The organism is Amycolatopsis sp. cmx-4-61, from assembly GCF_046548775.1.
Classification (GTDB): domain Bacteria; phylum Actinomycetota; class Actinomycetes; order Mycobacteriales; family Pseudonocardiaceae; genus Amycolatopsis.
In genome coordinates, this window is sequence record NZ_JAEBEI010000033.1 from 1 (window position 1) to 19,664 (window position 19,664).

Below are 19,664 nucleotides of genomic sequence, written 5' to 3' on the forward strand. Positions count from 1 at the left end.
CCCGTCATGACGACCTCCCTGCAGTGGGGCGTCAGCCCCTATCACCGCGAACGAGCCCACACCGCCCTGCCGGGAACCGACGTCTCGGTCTGCACCCGGCACCTGCGCCAGGGACAGCTCATCCTCGAGTCCCTCACGACGCACCGCCCCGCAGATCTGCGGATCTGTCCGGAATGTGCCGTCGACACCCTGGCGATGCTCTGCCCCACCCCGTCACCGCAACCCCGTAGCCCAGCCCACGCGATCGTCACCACCCCCACGCGCTGGAACCGGTCGCCCAGTGAGGAGGACGATCATGGATTAGGTGCTAAACGTGACGTTGCGGACCGCGGTGCTCACCCGTCTGGACTACCTCGACTCCCTCGCCCGCGACGCCGACGAGCCATCCAAGGCCGTCCTTGCCGACACGGTGATCGCCCGGCTGACAGCTGCCTGGCGAGAGCTGCTGGCAGCGCACGAACCCGACCACCGCGGCCGGTGCCGCGCGTGCGCATCGCGATGGGCGCTGCGCCGCGCGGAGTGCTCGGTATGGCGAACCGCGCACCGACATCTGGTCACCGACCCGGCACGGCAATCCGTCACCAGAGGCGGATCGGTAGGCCGTCATCAACTCCGATCAGCCTGACCACCCGTGGCGACATTGCCCTTCCGGTGTTGCTCGCACCGCACGGTCTGGTGACGTCCGTGCGCGTCCCGGCCAATGTCCCTGCCGCACAACTGACTTGACCTGATCCCTCGCTCGCTTTCACACCTGGTCAGACCATGGAGACCCAGTCGACGCATACTGCTTCGACTGGGTCGAAGTTTGCCATCCACCCTGCGAATCCGACCTCATCCAACCCAACAGCCATAGCACGGATAGGCTGGTAAACGGATCGACGGCGTGCCTACACCGGCAATGGCCGTCTCCGGCTGGTGCCTCCGTAGTCAAAGGTCAGAAGTCGGCTCAGATGTTGGTTTTTGTCTGAGGCCCAACCTCCACTCCGGATTCGTGACGCCAAGCTCGGTTCGTATTAAGGTGTACAAAGACTCTCGCTGCAAAACCAACTTCTGGAGATACTTTGATGCGCTTTCGGTGTTGTCACTCTTATATTGGGGTGAGCTGAGCAAGTCGAGTGACTCGAAGCACTTCTGGTAGACGTCGGCGTCTGCAATTATTCGCAGGCTATCCATGGCATGGAGTGCATTCTCGAAGCTCTCCTCGAAGCGCTTCAAGGGTTCCACGGCGCTTGCGTCGTCTCGTTCCTTGAGTGCCAGCATGGAGGCAGCGCCGTGCATCTTGTCGTAGGCCGCCAGGAAGTCTTGATATGCGACCAGTAGGCGCTCGCGGAGGTTGAGGCCAAGTTCATGACGGCGTTGCTCGTTCGCCCGGGTGACCTCTCGTTGCCATCGCAGTTCTTCGCGTTCGAGTTCACGTTTCCATCGAACTTCTTCTCTGTCGCGCTCACGATCCCAGCGCGCGTCGTCGCGCTTAGATGACGTCTTTTGGCCAAGCCATGCGCCAAACACTGTTCCAGCCGGAACCGCGAGCACAAGCAATACGCCTAGCCATGTAGGTACCTGAAGTCCTTGTCCTTGCATGGCCTGACGATAGCCGACCAGTCGCGTGGAACGGGGAGCGCCACGACCTTGAATATCGAACATCCCAGCCCTGATCAGTGGATCACTCACGTGTCGTGGCAGTGGATGTGGAAATCCGCGCCGCCGGGTTCGGCTAGGCGGACGCGACCGACGCGCCCCGATACCTAGACGATAAGGATCGCTACGTCGGCGAGGACGGCGAGATCGACGCCGCCGCCGTCACCACCGACCTTGGCGCGGTGCTGCTCGGCCGCCCACGCCTGGCCCGCGCCGATGCCCCGACGCCGGGGCGACACCCGGCGCTGGCTCCGTCGCAGGCCGCACCCGCCAGGCCGGGGCCGCCGGCTACAACGCCAGATCGCCGAGGCGGAGAAGAACGGCGACTGGGCCACCGCCATCACTTTGAAGAATCAGCGCCCGGCTGAACAAGCTCCCCGCGATCCTCAAGCTAGTGAAGATCACACCTTTTGGAGTCGTAGGATATGCGCATCTGTGCAGAATATGAAATATTGGTGTTCGTTCCGTCGATCAAGGTCAAGGTTAAGGGCTCGGCATCCAAAGGGATTTGGCCAATGAAGGCTATGATACCAGACCTGCTCTGTTCGCTGGGTATTATGGCAGGCCAATCGCTAAGCATGGGATAGAATGTTTTCCCAGTTTCTGTGGATAGCTGGGATTGATTAGCGGGAAGGTTAAGGGTTCCGCGCAGTGCAGATACGGCGACACTGATCTTTGTGTAGTGCTCGGTTAGTTCTACGGAGGCGATCTTTATGTCTGCCGTTCCTGCTTCGCGGTCTCCTGGCGACTTTTCCAGGGTTTGAGCTAGATATCTGCACCCGTGCTCGTCGCTGGCGGGCGGAAGAAGATTCGGGGACGGATTGCTCGTCCCCGGTGAGTCGCCGCGTCCGCTGGTCGCGGCGAGGGTAACTATGACGGAAATTGTCATTAGGCTGACCATGACCACTGTCATCGACAGCAAGGTTCTCCTGTTGAGCGGCTTCCCCCAGTTGCTGATAAGCGACTTTATTCCGAGTGCACCTGCCAATGTTGCTAGTACTACGACAATCAACTTGAATGGACTTGTGAGTAGTACTACTACTGCCGAAACGTCCGCAATGATCCCAAACAGAGGCCACGGGTCCTTGGCGAGATTTCGCGACGAATCCGTCTCGGCCGCTGGCTCGCGACCAGCATCCACGCCGTCTGACATCTGCACCTCCGGGCCCACCTACGAGCTAAGTCGCTTCGTCAGCGCCTTGTGTTACGCCTCTGAGCCGCCTCGTTTGTGGACTGACAAATTAAGGCTGGAGTGATTCATGCCAGGTGTTGCGGCAATCGCTGTTCTGGAGGCCCTGTTCGCCGATGCCGGGACGTCGCCCTCCTGCCTCGCAGCGGTCGTCGAGGGCCGTGACTTGCCGACCTAGTACTGCAACGGCAGTTAGGTGAGTGGGTAGCTGCGGCGTTTCTAGTGGCGTTCTGCTCGACAGCAAGTGGAGTACGCGGTCCGAATTGCTCGGCGGTGCGCCGGGCGGCATCGACGTAGGGCAGATCTTGCGCGACTGGCACGCCCGTCACGGCCCGGACGGCCGCTGGCGCCTACTGGTGACTGAGGCCGAGGACGATAACGTGGTCCTGGATGAGGTCGAGGAGGCTTGACCGCTGGTTTCGGTGGGCTGCGGGGATATTTCAGATGGTAGTAATTGATTGTGTCAATATCACTAGTCCAGACTGCTCTCATCAGTGCCGCGACCGCCGCAGTGGTGACTATGTTGGTCGAGTATGCAGCCAAGCCTCGCCTCGAAGCCAGGAAGGATCGCGTGGTCGAACGCATGAGGCTTCGGCGCCAGATGGAAGCCCGGCTCCTCTCGCTTCCCTACGACCTCATGTACCTTTACGGGTTGGAGTCGGCCAGTGTGGGTTGGTTCATGGGTGCCCAGAACCTGGAGAGCATGAGCGAGGAGTGCGGCCAGCTCTACGTCGAGTTCGGGAAATTCAGTGAGGGGCTGCCGAAACGCCAGAGAGATGTGGTCGGCGGATACCTGTTGCAGCTCTCGTCAACTCTGATCGCGTTGCAGTACCACGTCTTCATGTACAAGGAGACCGGCATCATTGATCAGCTGGTTCGCGATAAGGAGGTCGAGAAGGTTGGCACCGCTGATCATATTCACATGATGGTCGACACCATTTACGAATGCCTTGCTGGTGCCTACAGTGCGCTTGTTCTCTCGCCTGGGCGTCCGCTGCGATACATGCGGCGAATGCGCAAGTTGGCCCAGGATCAGAAACAAAAGGCTGCAAGGTTCACAAAGGACGACGCCGGCGCAGTCGACGCCGAGCCGTCAATGTCCACCGCAGACACAGAGGTCGGCAGCGGCGACTGAAGAGTGAGCCGTGGCCCTGGGGTCGGCGGCTGCTGAGCTGAACCGGGCCAGGCGCATGCCCCGTATGACGAATGCCTTTCTGTGCTCAGTGGTTCGAGAGCCGTGCTGCCCGCGGCAATGCTGCCTGGAGGTTGCGAAGCAAGCACCGCGCTGTCCCGAGGGTTGCTGCACTCGGGGCAGCGCGGCGGCGCGGTTGGCTGACTGCTTAACCAGCCCACGAGGTCACGTTTACCCGCACCTAAGACTCGTACACCCTTCAGGCACAGCGCATCGCTTGCTCAGCGCTTCACTGCCCCCTGCTGGGCAACCGCATGAGCGCTCGTGTGCTCCTGTGGCCACAGCAGCCCGCCCTGCGGCACGTGACGGCTGTTCGCTTCACCTTCGCGTCCGCTGTCCCCGGTGTTGGCCTCGGCGGTGCGGGTGGTGTGAAATCTGGTCGTGACGTCATGGAGAGGACCGGGCGATCCCGCCACCGAGGTGGATCAGTTGAAGGAGGCGCTGGCGACGCAGCCGGTGATCGAGCAGGCGAAGGGGATGATCATGCTGGTGCGCACCTGCACCTCTGATGAAGCCTTCGTCGTTCTGCGAGAGGTATCCCAGCACAGCAACGTAAAAGTGCACGACGTCGCCGCGGTCATCGTCGCGGCCGCCAGTCGCGCCGAGCAGCCCGCCGGATTGGCCGGCCTGGACCAGCAGGCGATCACGGTGGTGCTGGACGAGGCCCGGCGGCGGGGACTCGACGCGGCATTCGGCTGACAGCAGTCCGTCCGCGCCGCGCGCGGCGCGGACGGATCGGTGGAGGCGCTGCTGGGTGACGGAGCCCCGGGGATATCGCTCCGGCGCGCGGGTGTCGCCTAGTTCACAGGGTGACAGGTTCGTGGTGGAGCTGCATCGTTTGTTCCTCGGTTGTACCGGCGTGGTCCTGCGGTTCGCAAGCCGGCGCGTCCGTGACTCGCCCCCCGGACGGGGCGTGAAGGGGCTGGACTCGAGCACCGGCGGTCTGGCCTCACGGTTGGTCCGAGGAGGCGTTGACGTTGTCTTCCGCGTTCGTCCCTCGCCCGCGGCGCCGATGGGTGTTCTGACCGGCGGCGTCGTTCACGGTGACCGGCACAGCCGTGACGGCCCACCCGGTCAGAGCTGCGCCGCCGCTTCAGCAGTAGATCCGCACGCGCGTGGTCATTGTGCGGTCGGTGTCTTGGCCGGGTCGGTAGCGGAGTTCTTGACGGTGGTGAGTTCGGAGGGTTCTGCGGGCACGACGCGGTTGCGGCCGGTCTTTTTCGCGTGCAGCAGTGCCCGGTCGGCGGCGAGGAGCAGCTCGTCGGCGGTGTTGCCGGTTTGGGGGAAGGAGGCGACGCCCATGGAGGTGGTTACTCCGTGCAGAGTGTGCTGTTTGCCGTCGCTGGTCGCGGTCAGGATGATCGGTGTGCCGGCGAGTCGAGACCGGATGCGTTCGGCGACGTCGAGCAGTTGCTGTTGTCCGAGGTTGGGCAGCATGACGGCCAGTTCGTCGCCGCCCCAGCGGGCTACGAGGTCCCAGGAGCGGACTTCAGCCTGCACAAGGTTGGCGATGACCTGGATGGCCTGGTCTCCGGCGGGGTGGCCGTAGACGTCGTTGATCTCCTTGAACCGGTCCAGGTCCAGGAACAGCACACCGACTGGGGTGCCGGCGAGCTTGGCGCGGCGCAGCGCGGCGGCCAAGGCGTCGGACCAGTAGACGGGTGCGGCCAGGCCGGTTTTCTGGTCGGTGCGGGCTTGGCGCATGTACTGAGGCAGCAGCAGGTCGCGGTGCACGCACAGCACGGCCAGCATGGGCGCGGGCAGCACCCACGGGGAGTGCACCAGCACGACCGCCATGGTCACCCCGAGACCGAGCGCGGGGGCGACGACCAGCTGGTCGGCGGGGTGCCCGAGGGCGGCTTTGGCGCTGATGCGCTCGTCGGAGGACAACAGGATCGCCAGGACGACGAGGGCGTAGTTGGTCAGCCACCAGGCCGCGGCCGCGGCGGTCACCATGAGCAGGGACCAGGCGCTGGTCGGCAGGTGCGGCGCGGTGACGAGGCCGCCGGCGCGCAGGACGGCTTCGGCGGTGGCGGAGGCGATCACGAAGGTGCTCGCGGAGTAAACCTTGCGGACGGCGACCGCCGGGCCGTAGACCCGCAGCCAGCAGTACAGGTAGGAGATGACGGTCAGGGCGATGACCAGCGGCAACGGCACCAACAGCACCGCGGCGAAGACCCACAGAGACTTCAGGTTGGTGTAGGGCGAGTGTTTGGGTGCCTGTTCGCGGCGTCGCTCGATGGTGCGCGCGGCTTCCAGGTGCACGATGGACGCGGCCGTCAGGACGGCGAACCAGATCAGCTCACGCCGGCTGATCGCGGCCTCGGCCGAGGCCAGGACGGTGATCGCGATGGCCACGGCGTTCACCGTGAGCACGACGTGGATTGCTGATCGCGGCAGTGACCACAACCGCCACCGGCTGGGTATCCACCCGCTACATGGAGCCTTCATGCTGTATCCGTCCCTCCCCGGTCGTACACAACTGTCCACGGTAACCGCCGTGTCACCGACTGTCGATAGTCGCTGCAGGTCAGGCGGCTGGGGAAACACCGACAGGAGGCACACGATGAGCAACGCACGCGGCAACGAGTGGACCCGGCTCCCGGGCAACGAGTGGACCCGTTTCCTCGGCAACGAGTGGAGCGCGGCCGCGCACGGCAACGAGTGGTCCCGCCACGGCAACGAGTGGCAGCGCGGTAACGAATGGGGCCGCTGACCGCCCCCGTCGACACATGGATGCGGGGGTTCCAGCCGGCTATTCGGCGGGTGTGGCGCGGCGCGCGCGGTTCCACGCGGCGCCCGCCAGCCCGGCGGCCACCACGCCGAGCCCACCGGCACCGGCCAGCGCCGCGGACGGAGCCACGACGGTCGCGGCCAGCCCGGCCAGGGCGATCCCGAGACCCTGGCTGGTCATCAGCACGGTCGCGGCCAGCCCGTAGGCCTGGGCGCGGTGCTGGTCGGGCACGGTAAGGGTGAACTCGGCTGAGGCCGGCAAGTGGTACGCGCTGGCCACTCCGGACAGCAGCCACAGCACGACCGTGACCACCAGCCCCGGCCGGGCCAGGCACACCACTAGCGGCACGCACGCCGCCATCGCCAGCGGCCCCAGCAGCTGCGACCGCAACTGCGGCCGCAGCCGGCTGATCAACGCCATCCCGAGCACCGCTCCGGCCGGGCTCGCCGCCAGCAGCACCCCGACCGCATCGGCTGATCCACCGATCTGGGCCGCGTACGGCGCGGCCAGGCCTTCCACGGTCACGTAGAACCCGGCGACCGCGGCCAGCGCGACCAGCGCCCGCAGCCGCGGTGTGCGCGTCACCAGGCGTGATCCGTCCACCAGATCCCGTCGCCAGCGGACCAGCCCGCCAGCCCCGACCGCCGCGCCGGTCCCCGTGGCGTTCGGCGCGGGCCGCTCGCGCACCCCGAGACGGATCACCGCGGCCGAAACGAGGAAGCTCCCGGCGTCGGCCAGCAACGCCGTCGCCGGACCCGCGCCCCCCACCAGGGTGCCGCCGGTGGCGAACCCCACCACCTGCGACAGCTGCACGATCGTGTCCAGCACACCCTTGCCCAGCACGTACTGCTCGCCCGGCAGTGCCGCCGCCGCGGTCGCCGCCCGCGCGGCGTTGCCCGGCGCCCCCGCCGCCTGCACCAGCACCAGCACCGCCGCCACGAGTGGCAACGCCAGCCCTGGGATCGCCATCAGCGCGACCAGCGCGGCGCGCAGCAGGTCGGCGGTGATCATGACTTGCCGTCGCGGCCACCGATCCGCCAGCCCGGACAGCAGCGGCCCGGCCAGCACCGACGGCAGGTAGGTCAGCGCGTAGGTCGCGGCCGTCCATCCGGCCGACCCGGTCCGATCGAACACCAGTAGCGACAGAGCCACACGCGCGAACTGATCACCGGCAACCGACACGATCATGCTGGAAAAGAGCGCGCGGAACTCGCCAATCTGAAAGACCTGCCGGTAAGTCACGGACATGCGCTCAATTGTGGTCAACGTGTCCAGTGCGGGGGTGGCGCGTCGGTCGATGGAACCGCGGGCAAATCAGGCAAGCTCAAGCGGGAAGCTGGGCGAGCCCGGCGATGACGAGATCGTGTTCCGGGCCATCAGGGGCGTCGTCGTCGGGGTTCCAGCGATTGGCCACCGTGATCCCGGGTGGGATGAGATGCAGGCCGTCGAGCCAGTCGGTGATGGTGCGGCGGCCGCGGGCGACGAGCGGGCTAGCGCTGTTTTGATAGGTGTCAATGCAGGCGCGGACTTGGTCGCGCAGGTCTGCGGGGGCGGTTTCGTCGGTGAGGTGGGATAGCGCGAGGTAGCTGCCGGCGGGAAGGCGGTCGCGGTAGGCGGCCAGTATTCCGGCCGGATTGTCCCGGTCGGGAACGAAATGCAGGACGGCGATCATGAGCAGCGCGATCGGCTGATCGAAGTCCAGCAGTTGCCGGGCGGCGGAGGCGGCGAGGATGGTGTCCGGGTCGCGCAGGTCGGCATCGATGACGGTGGTGTCGGAGTCGTCGTGCAGCAATAGGCGGCTTTGGGTGACGGCCACGGGGTCGTTGTCGACGTAGACGACCTTGACATCGGGATCGAGGGCGCGGGCGACTTGGTGGACGTTGCCGACGGTGGGGATGCCGGAGCCGATGTCGATGAACTGCCGTACGCCGCGGTCGACGAGGTGGGTGACGACGCGGCGGAGGAAGTTGCGGTTGTCCACGGCCATGGTCTTGGCGGGCGGCAGGATCTCGAGGATGCGCTCGGCGAAGGCGCGGTCGATGGGGGTGTTGGTGGAGCCGCCGAGAAACCAGTCGTATGCACGGGCGACACTGGGTTTCTCCGGGTCGACGGGACGCTCATCAGGCTGGGCGTTCTCGTTCGACACATTTTCTCCCCTCGCCGACAAAACAGGCTAGCAATGGCAAGATGCAGAAAGCATCCACCATGCAGGCGGTCACAAGATCACATCATCACTGCCGCTGGAATGGACGAGTCATGCGCTGAGAAGAGTGTGATGAAGCAGTCCGCGGTCTGACCGACTGTGACGGCGTCACTCGAACGGGTTGGTTTTGAATCGATTGGGTGACTCGATGTCAAATTTCGCCGATTTTGCCGAGTAACTGGTGACGGCGTCGCTTTCCCCCGGGCGCGCCTTTCCCGTCCCCGCAGAATCATGGAAGGACTACCCCGAGATGTCCGCGAACTGGCCGCCGCTGTTGGTGGCGGCGATGTCGGCCGCGCTGTTGTGGCGGCGCTGCCGGCCCAGCGTCGCCCGAGCCGCCCGGTGTACCGCCGCGGCCCTGCTGTCGTGGTGGGCGACTACCTTGCAAGCCCGCGCCGCCGCCCGGCTGTTGCGCGAGCTGAGCACTCCGGAAATGGCAGCGGTACGAGCGGTGGGTATGAGGTGCGGTGCACCGGGTCTGGTTTTGGCCGTGGTGCTTGGCCCGCCGCTGGCGCAGGGCGCCGAGTGACCGACTCGGCTCACCCGCCCGCACGCAGGCCTTGGACGGAGCAGGACTACATGGAGTGCTCGATGATCGTCACCGAGAAACGCCCCGGACTGACCAGCTACGTCCGCAAAATTGCTCCGGCGGTCGACCACGACAACGTCGTCGGCGAGTCCCTGCTCGCGCTGTATCAAAAGTGGGACCAGATCAGCGACGACAAGCTCAGCTGGCTGTACCGGGTTGCGCGGAACAAGGCCATGGACGCTCTGCGCGACCGCAACCACGGCCACGCCGAGATCGACGAGAATGCCGCCGGCACCGACAAGGCCGCACCACTCGGGTCCTGGACTCCGCCCAGCCCGGGAGAACGGCTGCTGTTCGTGGAGGCCATTGGCGCACTGCCCCGGCATCTGGGGCTTCCGCTGACGTTGCTGGGCAAGGGCTGGCGGGTGGAGGAGATCAGCGAGTACATGGGCCTGAGCATCGGAACCACGCGCGCCTACCTGACGAGAGCGAAGAAGTTCTTCAGCCATCACCTGCGCACTGACGATCCCGATCCTGCGACCCGATCCGAAGGGACCACCCGATGACCCCCTCGGCACCCCAGCCCGCCGGCCCGCGACGCTCACCCGCCGCGCGCGACCGCGGCGACCGCAACGCCGCAGGGACCGTGGAGGCCGAGCTCGATGTCCAGCTGACGCGGATCGCGACGTGGCCGGTGCCGGCTGACGCGCACATCAGCGACCCGCAGGTCGCCGCTGCCGTCGACGCCGCCGCCGCGGCCGCTGCCGACGCGGTCCTGTCCGGCCTCGACCTGACCGCCGACGACGCGATGGAATTCGGACGCCGCTGGTACCGCGCCTTGGCGGCGAGCAGCTACCTGCAGTTCCCCCGCAAGTCCGCCGAGCAGCTGTTCGGCCGCTGGACCGCTGCGTTACTGGCCGCGCTCGGTGCCCCCATCCCCGACCCCGACCGCCGCCTCGGCGCGGAACCGGCGTTGCCGACGCCAGCCCAGGTCGGCTACGAACTGGCGTATGCGCACAAGCTGACCGCCGACAGCCTCGGCACCTGCGTATCGCTGCTGTCGGATCTGGCCACCGAATACACCCCGCGCGCTCCCCGCGCGGTCAAAGCCCGGATGGTGGGAGACTTCGGCAGCGGCTTCGCCGAAGGACTGCAAGAACGCATCCGAGACGAACAAACCGCCCTGACCGCTGCCTTCCTCCACCTCAGCCCCGCCGCCGCCCTGGACGACGGGCTGCGGGCACGGCGGTTCCGCGCCGCGGGCGCCGACACCGTCACCGCCGTGCTGGCCCTCGATCCGCACGGGCGGATCGTGGAGGCCAACAGCACCGCCCAGACCCTGCTCGACCGCACCCTGGCCCAGCTGCGGGGACGCACCCTTCCTCAGCTGGCATCCTGCGCCGAGGACGCCGAACAGATCCGCCGGGCCGTGCAGACACTCCGTCGCACCGGCCCGGATCTGTCCGAGGCTGCCCAGGTCCACACCGAATTCCGGATTCGCACGGACGCCTACCCGAGCGCCCGCTGGGTCACCGCCATCCTCGGCCACGTCGGCGGCGGCCAGCGCGGCTTCAACGTCCTGCTCGAAGACGTCACCTTCCGGCGCGGCCTCGAACACGGCATCGACATCGAGCCCACCACCGGGCTGCTCACCGAAGCCGCCTTCACCGCCCAAACCCGCCGCATCCTGGCCGACACCCCTGAGCGCGCCGCCTTGCTGACCATCCGCCTGTCCGGGCTGACCCACCTCGATCATGTCCTTCCTCAGGACCTGCGAGCCCGGCTCCTGGGCCAGCTGCACGCCCGCATCCGCGGCGCCCACGACCCCGCCCGGCATCGCCAGCTCACCGGCCGCAGCGGCGATGACGTTCTCGTCCTGCTCTACGACCTCACCGATTGGTCCACCGTGATTCACCTGGTCAAACAACTTTCCGACTGGCTGCGCGACCCTGTCCACATCGATGCTCACCAGATCCAGCTGCGCCCCCGGATCGGCATCGCCGAGGCGCGGCCCGCGGACACCCTTGACGATCTGCTGCGCCGCACCCGCCGCGCCCTGCACGACAGCGCCGACGTCCGCGCCCCCTGGATTCACGCCGACCCCCACACCCCGTCATCGGGCGAGGACGACCATCACCGCGTCGAGCTGCTCGCCGAGCTGACCAGCGCGCTCGACACCGGCTCCCTGCAACTGAACTATCACCCCATCCGCACCCCGGCCGGAGCGCTTGCCGCCGTCCGCCCCCATCCGTACTGGATCAGCCCCACCGGAGCCCGCCACGACCTGGACACCATCACCGACCTGGCCGACCACACCGGTCTGCTCGCCGCTGCCCTCCCGCACATCCTCACCACCGCCGCCCAGCACGCCGCCAGGTGGCCCGTCGGCCCTGCTCCTGGGCCGGCGATCCTGCTCGGCCTGCCGGGCAGCACCGTCCACGACGACGTCCTGCTGGACACCCTCACCGCGCGGGCGGCCGACAGCGGCCTGGCCCCCGGACGGCTGCAGCTGGCCATCCCCGCCCACGCCCTCACCGGCGAACCCACGGTGCTGCGGCGGCTGCGGGAACTCCCGGCCGGCCACAACGGCATCCACCTGGCGCTCACTGACGTCCTGGACGACCACGTCCCGATCCAGGCGTTCACTACCGTGCCGTGGACGACGATCAGTCTCAACGCGGCCACGGTCACCGCCCTGACCAGCACCCCGGCCGGCGCCACGCCACTGGTCGCCGCGCTGGCCACCATCCACGCCTTCGGAGCCAGCACCCTGACCGACGACACCCCACAACACACCCGCGGTTTCGATCTCTACCAAGAAACAACCGCTGTCTCCGCGGCAGGAATCCACACCCGCATTGGCGAGCGCGACACGCCGTAGCGGGTAGGCCCTCCGTCAGATGCTTAGCCGGGGTTCCGGCGGGTGAGCCAGAGCGAAAGAACGCCGCCTCCATTGCGGTCGCCGAACCATGAAACGCCAAAGGCAGGGTGGTGGGCAGCTACGGGGAATCTCGGTTACGTCGACGGGGTGTCGGTTTGGGAGTGACTCCAGCTGAGGGCGGCGTGCCAGGCGGTGAGCAGTGCCTCGTCGTCCGCGTACGTCGGTGCCGGCCCGAGCGGGATCCACGTCTGCTCGACCACGGCGCCGCCGTCGATGCACTAGGGCCTATCCCGGTGTGCACCAGGCGCGCGCCACACTGACCGGAACCCGCGACGATCCGACGCTGGCCCTGGTGGTGACCCTGTCCCAAGACGGCGATCCGGGACAGGTCCGCGACCGCCTGACGACCGACGGTCTGCCCCGGCTTCGGCAGGCACTCGATCTGGACACGGTCCCGGTGAGCATGGAATTCCGCTTCGGCTCCGCGGCCGATCGCACAGTCCGTTGAGACGGGTGGCGGGGACGCCGGTTGCTTCGTTGTCACCGGCCGACGCAGCGAAGACGCATCGTCCTCACGCCTTGTCGACACCGACTTTCGGGCCGCGAAGCATTGCAACGATGCGTGACCGATTGTTGGCGGCTTGTGCTCAATCTGGGCGTCGCGATGCCTGTTGTGGTTGTGTGCGGTGAAATAACCCCATGACGTCGTGGAGATCCCCGGACAACCCGGCCGACGAGATAGACCAGCTGCGGGACGCCTTGGACACCCAGCCCGTCATCGAGCAAGCCAAAGGGATGCTGATGCTGGTGCGCGGTTGGACCGCGACGACTGCGTTTGACGCATTGCGAAAAATCTCCCAGCGCACCAACGTCAAGCTGCACGACGTCGCAGCCGTCGTGGTTGCCGCCGGGAGCCGCGCCGAGACCACCTCGGTCCACGCCGAAACCTCCGCGCTCGTGCTTGAAGAACTGCGTCAGCACACTCTTGGATCAGCCTTCGATGCACCCGCCGAGCCGCCGGCGTAGAGCCCGGCGGGAGACTGGCGATCTGATCTCGATTGATCGCGCGCGCCGCTGGGCAGTATGTGTTTGGCCCGGTCGCTGCCCTGCGCTACGTCCGGGCCGTGGCGCTTCACCTAGCCTGAACGGGTTACTACTGGAAGTAGTAACCACGGGCGGTAGATGTTTCCCCGCTGAGCGGCGGTGGGCTATTCACTGGGGAGGGAATGAAGCGCCGAGAACGCGGGTGTTCAGTGCGGCTCGCGAGGACTGTGAAGCTTGTGCGCGGATAAAGGCGACCCGGTGGGCTTCTGGGGGATGAGCATTGACGTCGGGGTTGCCAATGCCATCGATGGCGCCCTCGGCTGCGGCCTGGAGGCGGAATCGGCGTTTATGCCGTCGCGCCAAGTGTAGCGAAAAGGCAAATACATAACAAAACGCTGTAATAGATGGGCTAATCTGGGCGCAGTCAAAGCGCCAAGGCGCGATGACTGACGGGATCTTCCGCCTGAATTCGTGTAATCCATTTCTGTGTCGTCCTTGGTATCGCACTCGGCGCGAGTCATCGGGGCAAACGCGGACGAGTTCGACGACCGAGTGCGGTGGCGCGGCCAGCACGTGCCGGGTTCGCTACGCACGCCGGCCCCGGCTACGACTGTCGTGCGGCGTGAATGAGGCGAGCAGGTGCTGGTGTTGTCGGTCTGTCACCCGGCTGAGAGGTCAGTTTAGAGTGAGTCGGCGTGTCGTCTTTGTGTGGACTAGTGGGGATTCGAGAATCTTGGTATGCATGAGGAGGTTCCAAGACGGCCGAACTCATTCCCGGCGCCGCTGCTTCGCGAAAGCCTCCACAGCGGCGTAGTCGCTGACCGCGTCGGCCGAGATCACCTCGGCGATCGGGCGGCCGCGCAGAATCTGCTTGATGGGCGTCTCCAGCTTCTTGCCGGTCAGGGTCCGGGGAACCGCCGGAACCCCTTCGATCCGGTCGGGGACGTGCCGTGGCGAGAGCTGCTCTCGCAGGGCGCGGCGGATCCGCTCCCGGAGGCCGTCGTCGAGCGTGCCCCGCGTGACCGCGAACAACACGAGTTCGCCCGGACCGCCGTCGACGTCCTCCAGATGGACCACCAGGGAGTCGTCGACATCCGGGAGTTCTTCGACGACCGCGTAGAGCTCCGCCGTGCCGAGGCGTACGCCGCCGCGGTTCAACGTGGCATCCGAGCGGCCGGAAATGACGAAGCCACGTTCGGCGCTCATCGTCACCCAGTCACCGTGGCGCCACACGCCCGGGTAGGTGTCGAAGTAGGCCGCGCGGTAACGCTGATGGGCGGGATCGTTCCAGAACCCGACCGGCATCGACGGCATCGGCCGGCGAACAACCAGTTCACCCACCTCGCCGACGACCTCACGCCCGGCCGCGTCGAACGCCGTGACGTCGACGCCGAGGCACGGCGCGGTCAGCTCGCCGCGCCGCGGCGGCACCCACGGGTTCCCGGCCACGAACGCCGAGCAGATGTCCGTGCCGCCCGACAGCGAATTCACCGGTACCCCGAGCTGCTCGGTGGCCCAGTCGAATCCTTCGGCGGGCAGCGGCGACCCGGTGACGCCCAGCGTCCGCAACCGCGGCAGGTCTCCTGCTTCGACGCCGGCGGCCCGGCACGCCATCAAATATGCCGGACTGGTGCCGAACAGCGATACCTGCGCCTCGGCCGCGAGCCGCCACTGCGCGCCCAGGTCGGGGAACTGCGGGTTCCCGTCGGTGAGCACGATGGCCGCCCGGCGCAGCAGGCCGGAGACCAGGACGTTCCACATCATCCACGCGGTGGTGGTGTGCCAGAGCAGCCGGTCGCCCGGGCGGGTGTCCAGGTGGAACGCGTGTGCCTTCAGGTGCTCCAGCACGATGCCGCCGTGGCCGTGCACAATCGCCTTCGGCAGCCCGGTCGTTCCGGAGGAGAAGAGCACGTACAGCGGGTGGGCGAACGGCAGGCGATCGAACTCCGGCGGCCCCGGCTCGGCGAGCAGCTCAGGCCAGGACATGTCCGAGACCGCTGTGTACTGTCCGTAGGAGACACCGATGACGTGCCGCACCGACGGCAATCCGGCGCGAATCACCGCGACGTCCGCGCTCTTGTCGACCTCCTTGACGCCGTAGGTGTAGCCGCCGACGGTGAGCAGCACAGTGGGTTCGATTTGAGCGAACCGGTCGATGACGCTACGGGCGCCGAACTCCGGGGCGCAGCACGCCCAGATCGCGCCGAGTGAGGCGCAGGCGAGGAAAGCCACCAGCGTCTCCGGGATGTTCGGCAGGTACGCGACGACGCGGTCGCCGCGGCTAACGCCGAGCCGGCGCAACCCGGCCCGGGCGCGGGCGACCTGCTCGGCCAGCTCGCCGAAGGTCAGCGACAGCGGCGCGCGCGTCTGCGAGTACGCGAGCACCGCAGGCCGCTCGGCGTCCTCGGGCAGGCCCAGCATGTGTTCGGCGTAGTTCAGTTCCGCGCCCGGGAACCACGCGGCACCGGGCATCTCGGACGAGCCCAGCACTCGGTCGTAGGAGCCGCGCACCTCGAAGTGGTCCCAGACCTTCGCCCAGAACCCTTCGAGGTCGGTCACCGACCAGTGCCAGAGTTCCTCGTAGGAGGAGAAGCCGCGGCCGAAGGCGTCGAGCTCGCTCATGCGCCGTCGTGGGCGTCCGTCATCAGCTCCGCCAGGTCCTCCGGCGCGAGGAAGGACGGCGGGGGCGGGGGCCCCCAGGCGTAGAGGCTCTTCTCGCCGGCGACGACGCGGGGTTCCCAGAGCTGGTCTTCGAGGATGCAGTCGATGTCGGAGTAGTACTCGGAGAAGTTGCCGGCCGGGTCGCGCAGGTACCAGAAGAAGTTCGAGCCGATGTAGTGCCGGCCCAGGCCCCAGGTGTGGCGTTCGGGGTGACCCTGGAGCATGGCGGTGGCGCCGCGGCCGACCTCGTCGACGTCGTCGACCTCCCAGGAGGTGTGGTGCAGGAAGCTCACCGGGGCCTGCTGCACCAGCACGTTGTGGTGGTCGGTGGAGCAGCGCATGAACGCGGCCAGGCCCGGAGCCTCGTCGCTGACCTTGAAGCCGAGTCCCTCGGTGAAGAACTTCTGGGTCGCGGCCTGGTCGGTCGAGCCGAACACGACGTGCCCGAGCTTGCGCGGCCGCACAGCCGGCTCGCGGTCGATACCGGGTGCGCGAACGTTGGCGCGCCGGATCGTGCCAGGTTGGTTGTAAGCCACGGCCTCCGGTGGCTCCTGCTTCAGGCGGGGTGCGACCGAGACGACGATGTCGAGCCCGGTCACCGGGTCCTTGGTGTACAGCGAATCGCCGTCGATGCGGCTTTCGACGTCGAGGCGAGCCAGGGACGCGGTGATGCGGCCGAGGTCATCGGGGTCGTCGGCGCCGATGCCGAGGGTCAGCAGCCGGCGGTGCGGGGTCCGGCGTAGTTCGAGCTGCTCGCCGCCGTCGGCGGTGGCGAACCCGGACGCGGTCGGCGTCAGGCCGAATTCGGTGTAGTACTTGGCGGTTTCGTCGACGTCCGGGACGCCGATGGCGATCTTGGTGAGGCGGTGCAGGCTCATGGCGAGGGTCCTTCGGGTCAGATGAGCGGGGTGATCTGGTCTTCGCGGCCGAGCAGGGCCTTGCCGTAGACCTCGTAGTTGACGGCGGGCAGCACGATCGCGTGCCGCGCGGCTACGGCGGAGTCGCGCCAGATCCGCTGCAGCGGGTTGACCTCGGCGAAGCTGCCGGCGCCGTGCGCGGAGAGCAGGATGTCGATGGCGCGGGTGATGTTCTCGACGGCCCAGCCGGTGTCGGCGCGCATCCGCGCCCGCTGCGGCACGTCCGGGTAGGTGCTCGCCGCGGCGGCGGAGTCGATGTCGTCGGCCGCACGGTAGGCGTGCAGGTGGGCGGTGTCGATCCGCATCGCGGCTTCGGCGAGCTGGAGCTGGAAGGCGACGGAGTCCGCTTGCGTCGCGTAGGTCGTGTAGGAGATCGCCTTGCGGGCGGCCTTGTCCTTGACCAGCTGCAGTGCCTTGCGCCCCAGGCCGAGCTGCGGCCCGGCCAGCACCAGCGTCAGCACGGGGACGAGCGCGGCCCGAAACAGATCCTCCTCAGGGTCCTTGATGTCGTACTGGCCGCCGATGGCCGGGGGCACGGACATCACCCGGTGCTCCGGGACGAAGACGTCGTCGGCGATCAGGCAGTTGGAACCCGACGAGCGCATCCCGGCGACGAACCAGGTGTCCTCGAAGCCGAGGTCGGTGCGGGGGATGAGGGCCATGCCCTGGTCGACGACTGCGCCGCTGTCGTCGGTCAGCGGGATGCCGAGCCCGGCCCAGTCGGCGTGCCAGGAGCCGGAGTTGTAGTACCAGCGGCCGGTGACCCGCCAGCCACCGTCCACTTTGGTCGTCTCGGCCGTGGTGGCCAGGACGCCGGAGACCTTCGCGTCGGGGTTCGCGCCCCAGATGTCGTCCTGGGCCTGCTCGCTGAACAGGCCCGCAAGCCAGGCGCAGACGTTGCTCAGAGCGACGACCCAGGCGGTGCCGCCGTCGGCTTCGGCGACTGCGGCGGAGACGTCGAGCATCGCGCGGACCGGGAGGCCGTAGCCGCCGTAGCGGCGCGGCTGGGCGACCTTGAACGCGCCGACGTCGGTCAATGCGGTGATGCTTTCTTCGACGACGCGCCGGTCGGTCTCACCTGGGGCGGCGTTGCGCTCGAGCAGCGGCCGGATGTCGGCGATGCGGGCGAGGAGCTGCTTGGTCAGGGGGAGCGCGGGGCTCTCGGGAGCGATGGTCATGACGGCGTTGTCCTTTCCAGGCGAAGTTAGCGGGCGCAGGCGGCGATGTGGTCGATGATGAGCGGACGCGGCCGCTCGGCGAAGCGAGAGTGGGTGCCGAAGGTGCGGTGGGCGTAGACCAGCGGCGGCAGGTCGGCGCGGCCGAGGTCGGTGACCAGGCCGAGCAGCAGGAGGTGGTCGCCGGCTTCGACGACGCGGTCGAGGTTGCAGGCGACCCAGCCGGCGGCGTCGCGCAACCGGGGCAGCCCGTGGTCGGTGAACCACGCCGTCTCGGGACCGAAGCGGTCGGCGCCGCGGGTGGCGAACCGGACAGCGAGGTCGTCCTGGCCCTGGCCGAGCAGGTTCACCCCGAACCGGCCCGCGTCGAGCACCTGCGCCAGCAGCGCCGAGCGCCGGTCGAAGGCGACGCTGACCAGCGGCGGGTCGAGCGAGAGTGAGGTGAACGAGCTGACCGTCGCGCCGTGCGGGATACCGATGGCGTCGCTGGTGGTGACGACCGTGACCGGTGCGCACACCGCGGCCATCACCGCACGGAACCGGTTCGCATCCACCGTCGTCATGACAGCTCCTCCGTGAACCAATGGCGCATTGTGCCGATGCCCTCGATCGTGGTGACCAGCTCGTCCCCGGCGGCCAGGAACCGTTGCGGGTTCCGGGCACCGCCGACACCGGCCGGGGTGCCGGTGAAGATGAGGTCGCCGGGCAGCAGCGGCAGGATGGCCGACAATCGGGCGACGAGTTCGGGCACGGAGAAGATGAGGTCGCTGGTGCGGCCCTTCTGCACGGATTCACCGTTGACCGCGCACTGGAGTTCGAGGTTGTCGCGGTCGGCGAACTCGTCGGGCGTGACCAGCCAGGGGCCGGTGGGCCCGAAGCCGGGTGCGGACTTGCCGAGGCTGAACTGCGGGGCCGGGCCGGCCAGCTGCACCGTCCGATCGGAGAGGTCCTGGCCGACCGTGAGCCCGGCGACGTGATCCCAGCCGCTCTCGGCAGGCACATTCCGCGCCTCGCGGCCGATCACGGCGACCAGCTCGACCTCCCAGTCCACAGTGGGCCCAGTCAGTGCGATGGCGCCGGACGGGCCGGTCAGGCAGCTGGGGAACTTGGTGAACACGGAGGGGGAGTCCGGCAGGCCGAGCCCGGCTTCGGCCGCGTGGTCGCGGTAGTTCAGCCCGACGCCGAACACCTGGGCCGGTGTGGGCGACGGCGCTTGCAGGTCCGCCTCGTCGAAGGTCTCGGCGCCGGCGGGCCCGGTCTCGGCGGCCCAGGCGGCGAACTCCTCCCAGCGCGCGTATACCGCGTGAGGGTCGGCGGAGAAGCGCTGCCCGCCGGCGCGCTCGACGTCGACGGCGCCGTCCCCGGTCAGGAGGACGAGGCGGCCAGCGAGGTTGGCGATCCGCATCGCGATGCCTTTCGATCGAAGATCCCGGCGCCCTGTGTCGCTCGGCGGAAGTGCCGGGACGGGCTGGCGGCAAGACGGGGTGTTGTCCTCATACTC

21 protein-coding genes are annotated in these 19,664 nt (G+C 67.6%); 8 read left to right on the top strand and 13 right to left on the bottom strand.

Features of this window, described 5'->3' with window-relative positions; all coding sequences use genetic code 11:
- Positions 1-313: 313 nt before the first annotated feature.
- Positions 314-625 carry a hypothetical protein gene (locus tag ACLJOU_RS44775; RefSeq protein WP_410575379.1) on the top strand — a complete coding sequence of 104 codons (312 nt, stop codon included), beginning with the start codon at positions 314-316 and terminating at the stop codon, positions 623-625.
- Positions 626-927: 302 nt separating this feature from the next.
- On the opposite strand, the gene ACLJOU_RS44780 is transcribed toward ACLJOU_RS44775, so the two are convergent.
- The 3 genes from ACLJOU_RS44780 to ACLJOU_RS44790 all read right to left on the bottom strand — a co-directional run bounded on the left by ACLJOU_RS44780 (position 928) and on the right by ACLJOU_RS44790 (position 2,791).
- The gene (locus ACLJOU_RS44780) at positions 928-1,671 is read right to left on the bottom strand and encodes a hypothetical protein (protein ID WP_410575380.1); all 744 of its coding nucleotides are present in this window, start codon (positions 1,669-1,671) and stop codon (positions 928-930) included.
- Between the two features lie 74 nt (positions 1,672-1,745).
- Positions 1,746-1,877 (bottom strand): hypothetical protein, encoded by a 132-nt coding sequence (locus tag ACLJOU_RS44785; RefSeq protein WP_410575381.1) that lies wholly within the window; start codon positions 1,875-1,877, stop codon positions 1,746-1,748.
- A gap of 152 nt (positions 1,878-2,029) precedes the next feature.
- The gene (locus ACLJOU_RS44790; protein ID WP_410575382.1) at positions 2,030-2,791 is read right to left on the bottom strand and encodes a hypothetical protein; all 762 of its coding nucleotides are present in this window, start codon (positions 2,789-2,791) and stop codon (positions 2,030-2,032) included.
- 607 nt (positions 2,792-3,398) lie between these two features.
- Here ACLJOU_RS44790 and ACLJOU_RS44795 point away from each other — a divergent pair.
- Positions 3,399-3,962, top strand: coding sequence for a hypothetical protein (locus ACLJOU_RS44795; RefSeq protein ID WP_410575383.1), 564 nt, complete (start codon positions 3,399-3,401; stop codon positions 3,960-3,962).
- A gap of 477 nt (positions 3,963-4,439) precedes the next feature.
- Positions 4,440-4,718: an ANTAR domain-containing protein gene (locus tag ACLJOU_RS44800; protein ID WP_410575438.1), complete on the top strand. Its 279-nt coding sequence runs from the start codon at positions 4,440-4,442 to the stop codon at positions 4,716-4,718.
- A gap of 420 nt (positions 4,719-5,138) precedes the next feature.
- On the opposite strand, the gene ACLJOU_RS44805 is transcribed toward ACLJOU_RS44800, so the two are convergent.
- Positions 5,139-6,377, bottom strand: a complete 1,239-nt coding sequence (locus ACLJOU_RS44805) for a diguanylate cyclase (protein ID WP_410575384.1) — start codon at positions 6,375-6,377, stop codon at positions 5,139-5,141.
- A gap of 208 nt (positions 6,378-6,585) precedes the next feature.
- Here ACLJOU_RS44805 and ACLJOU_RS44810 point away from each other — a divergent pair, with 208 nt between their 5' ends.
- On the top strand, positions 6,586-6,735 hold the full coding sequence (locus ACLJOU_RS44810) for a hypothetical protein (RefSeq protein WP_158263051.1): 150 nt from the start codon (positions 6,586-6,588) through the stop codon (positions 6,733-6,735).
- A gap of 39 nt (positions 6,736-6,774) precedes the next feature.
- Here the strand turns inward: ACLJOU_RS44810 and ACLJOU_RS44815 are convergent, their stop codons facing one another.
- The 3 genes from ACLJOU_RS44815 to ACLJOU_RS44825 all read right to left on the bottom strand — a co-directional run bounded on the left by ACLJOU_RS44815 (position 6,775) and on the right by ACLJOU_RS44825 (position 9,382).
- On the bottom strand, positions 6,775-8,001 hold the full coding sequence (locus tag ACLJOU_RS44815; protein WP_410575385.1) for an MFS transporter: 1,227 nt from the start codon (positions 7,999-8,001) through the stop codon (positions 6,775-6,777).
- A gap of 76 nt (positions 8,002-8,077) precedes the next feature.
- Entirely contained in the window at positions 8,078-8,899 is an 822-nt protein-coding gene (locus tag ACLJOU_RS44820; RefSeq protein WP_410575386.1) for an SAM-dependent methyltransferase, read from the bottom strand.
- A 297-nt stretch (positions 8,900-9,196) separates the two neighbouring features.
- Positions 9,197-9,382: a hypothetical protein gene (locus ACLJOU_RS44825; protein WP_410575387.1), complete on the bottom strand. Its 186-nt coding sequence runs from the start codon at positions 9,380-9,382 to the stop codon at positions 9,197-9,199.
- Between the two features lie 165 nt (positions 9,383-9,547).
- On the opposite strand from ACLJOU_RS44825, the gene ACLJOU_RS44830 reads away from it, so the two are divergent.
- Together ACLJOU_RS44830 and ACLJOU_RS44835 are read left to right on the top strand one after the other, a co-directional pair.
- Positions 9,548-10,051 (top strand): RNA polymerase sigma factor, encoded by a 504-nt coding sequence (locus ACLJOU_RS44830; RefSeq protein WP_410575388.1) that lies wholly within the window; start codon positions 9,548-9,550, stop codon positions 10,049-10,051.
- Complete coding sequence (locus ACLJOU_RS44835; protein WP_410575389.1) at positions 10,048-12,366, top strand: EAL domain-containing protein; 2,319 nt, start codon at positions 10,048-10,050, stop codon at positions 12,364-12,366. Before ACLJOU_RS44830 ends, ACLJOU_RS44835 begins: the two co-directional genes overlap by 4 nt.
- Before the next feature lie 134 nt (positions 12,367-12,500).
- On the opposite strand, the gene ACLJOU_RS44840 is transcribed toward ACLJOU_RS44835, so the two are convergent.
- On the bottom strand, positions 12,501-12,626 hold the full coding sequence (locus ACLJOU_RS44840) for a hypothetical protein (protein ID WP_410575390.1): 126 nt from the start codon (positions 12,624-12,626) through the stop codon (positions 12,501-12,503).
- Positions 12,627-12,661: 35 nt separating this feature from the next.
- Between ACLJOU_RS44840 and ACLJOU_RS44845 the strand changes: the two genes are divergently transcribed.
- Positions 12,662-12,874, top strand: a complete 213-nt coding sequence (locus ACLJOU_RS44845; RefSeq protein WP_410575391.1) for a hypothetical protein — start codon at positions 12,662-12,664, stop codon at positions 12,872-12,874.
- Positions 12,875-13,065: 191 nt separating this feature from the next.
- The gene (locus tag ACLJOU_RS44850) at positions 13,066-13,392 is read left to right on the top strand and encodes an ANTAR domain-containing protein (RefSeq protein WP_410575392.1); all 327 of its coding nucleotides are present in this window, start codon (positions 13,066-13,068) and stop codon (positions 13,390-13,392) included.
- Positions 13,393-14,178: 786 nt separating this feature from the next.
- Here the strand turns inward: ACLJOU_RS44850 and ACLJOU_RS44855 are convergent.
- From ACLJOU_RS44855 to ACLJOU_RS44875, 5 genes are read right to left on the bottom strand one after another with little or no spacing between them, the layout of a single operon-like run.
- The gene (locus ACLJOU_RS44855; RefSeq protein WP_410575393.1) at positions 14,179-16,032 is read right to left on the bottom strand and encodes an acetoacetate--CoA ligase; all 1,854 of its coding nucleotides are present in this window, start codon (positions 16,030-16,032) and stop codon (positions 14,179-14,181) included.
- Positions 16,029-16,949 carry a VOC family protein gene (locus tag ACLJOU_RS44860; RefSeq protein WP_410575394.1) on the bottom strand — a complete coding sequence of 307 codons (921 nt, stop codon included), beginning with the start codon at positions 16,947-16,949 and terminating at the stop codon, positions 16,029-16,031. Before ACLJOU_RS44860 ends, ACLJOU_RS44855 begins: the two co-directional genes overlap by 4 nt.
- 17 nt (positions 16,950-16,966) lie before the next feature.
- Entirely contained in the window at positions 16,967-18,166 is a 1,200-nt protein-coding gene (locus ACLJOU_RS44865; protein ID WP_410575395.1) for an acyl-CoA dehydrogenase family protein, read from the bottom strand.
- A 26-nt stretch (positions 18,167-18,192) separates the two neighbouring features.
- Positions 18,193-18,726, bottom strand: coding sequence for a flavin reductase family protein (locus ACLJOU_RS44870; RefSeq protein ID WP_410575396.1), 534 nt, complete (start codon positions 18,724-18,726; stop codon positions 18,193-18,195).
- The gene (locus tag ACLJOU_RS44875; protein WP_410575397.1) at positions 18,723-19,568 is read right to left on the bottom strand and encodes a fumarylacetoacetate hydrolase family protein; all 846 of its coding nucleotides are present in this window, start codon (positions 19,566-19,568) and stop codon (positions 18,723-18,725) included. The genes ACLJOU_RS44870 and ACLJOU_RS44875 overlap by 4 nt, the downstream gene beginning before the upstream one ends.
- Positions 19,569-19,664 lie beyond the last annotated feature (96 nt).

Bases quoted from the DNA above. Each gene is read 5' to 3' on its own strand.
- ACLJOU_RS44860 (WP_410575394.1), bottom strand. From the start codon at position 16,949: ATGAGCCTGCACCGCCTCACCAAGATCGCCATCGGCGTCCCGGACGTC.
- ACLJOU_RS44850 (WP_410575392.1), top strand. From the start codon at position 13,066: ATGACGTCGTGGAGATCCCCGGACAACCCGGCCGACGAGATAGACCAG.
- ACLJOU_RS44790 (WP_410575382.1), bottom strand. From the start codon at position 2,791: ATGTCAGACGGCGTGGATGCTGGTCGCGAGCCAGCGGCCGAGACGGAT.
- ACLJOU_RS44870 (WP_410575396.1), bottom strand. From the start codon at position 18,726: ATGACGACGGTGGATGCGAACCGGTTCCGTGCGGTGATGGCCGCGGTG.
- ACLJOU_RS44830 (WP_410575388.1), top strand. From the start codon at position 9,548: ATGATCGTCACCGAGAAACGCCCCGGACTGACCAGCTACGTCCGCAAA.
- ACLJOU_RS44815 (WP_410575385.1), bottom strand. From the start codon at position 8,001: ATGTCCGTGACTTACCGGCAGGTCTTTCAGATTGGCGAGTTCCGCGCG.
- ACLJOU_RS44835 (WP_410575389.1), top strand. From the start codon at position 10,048: ATGACCCCCTCGGCACCCCAGCCCGCCGGCCCGCGACGCTCACCCGCC.
- ACLJOU_RS44810 (WP_158263051.1), top strand. From the start codon at position 6,586: ATGAGCAACGCACGCGGCAACGAGTGGACCCGGCTCCCGGGCAACGAG.
- ACLJOU_RS44855 (WP_410575393.1), bottom strand. From the start codon at position 16,032: ATGAGCGAGCTCGACGCCTTCGGCCGCGGCTTCTCCTCCTACGAGGAA.
- ACLJOU_RS44865 (WP_410575395.1), bottom strand. From the start codon at position 18,166: ATGACCATCGCTCCCGAGAGCCCCGCGCTCCCCCTGACCAAGCAGCTC.
- ACLJOU_RS44875 (WP_410575397.1), bottom strand. From the start codon at position 19,568: ATGCGGATCGCCAACCTCGCTGGCCGCCTCGTCCTCCTGACCGGGGAC.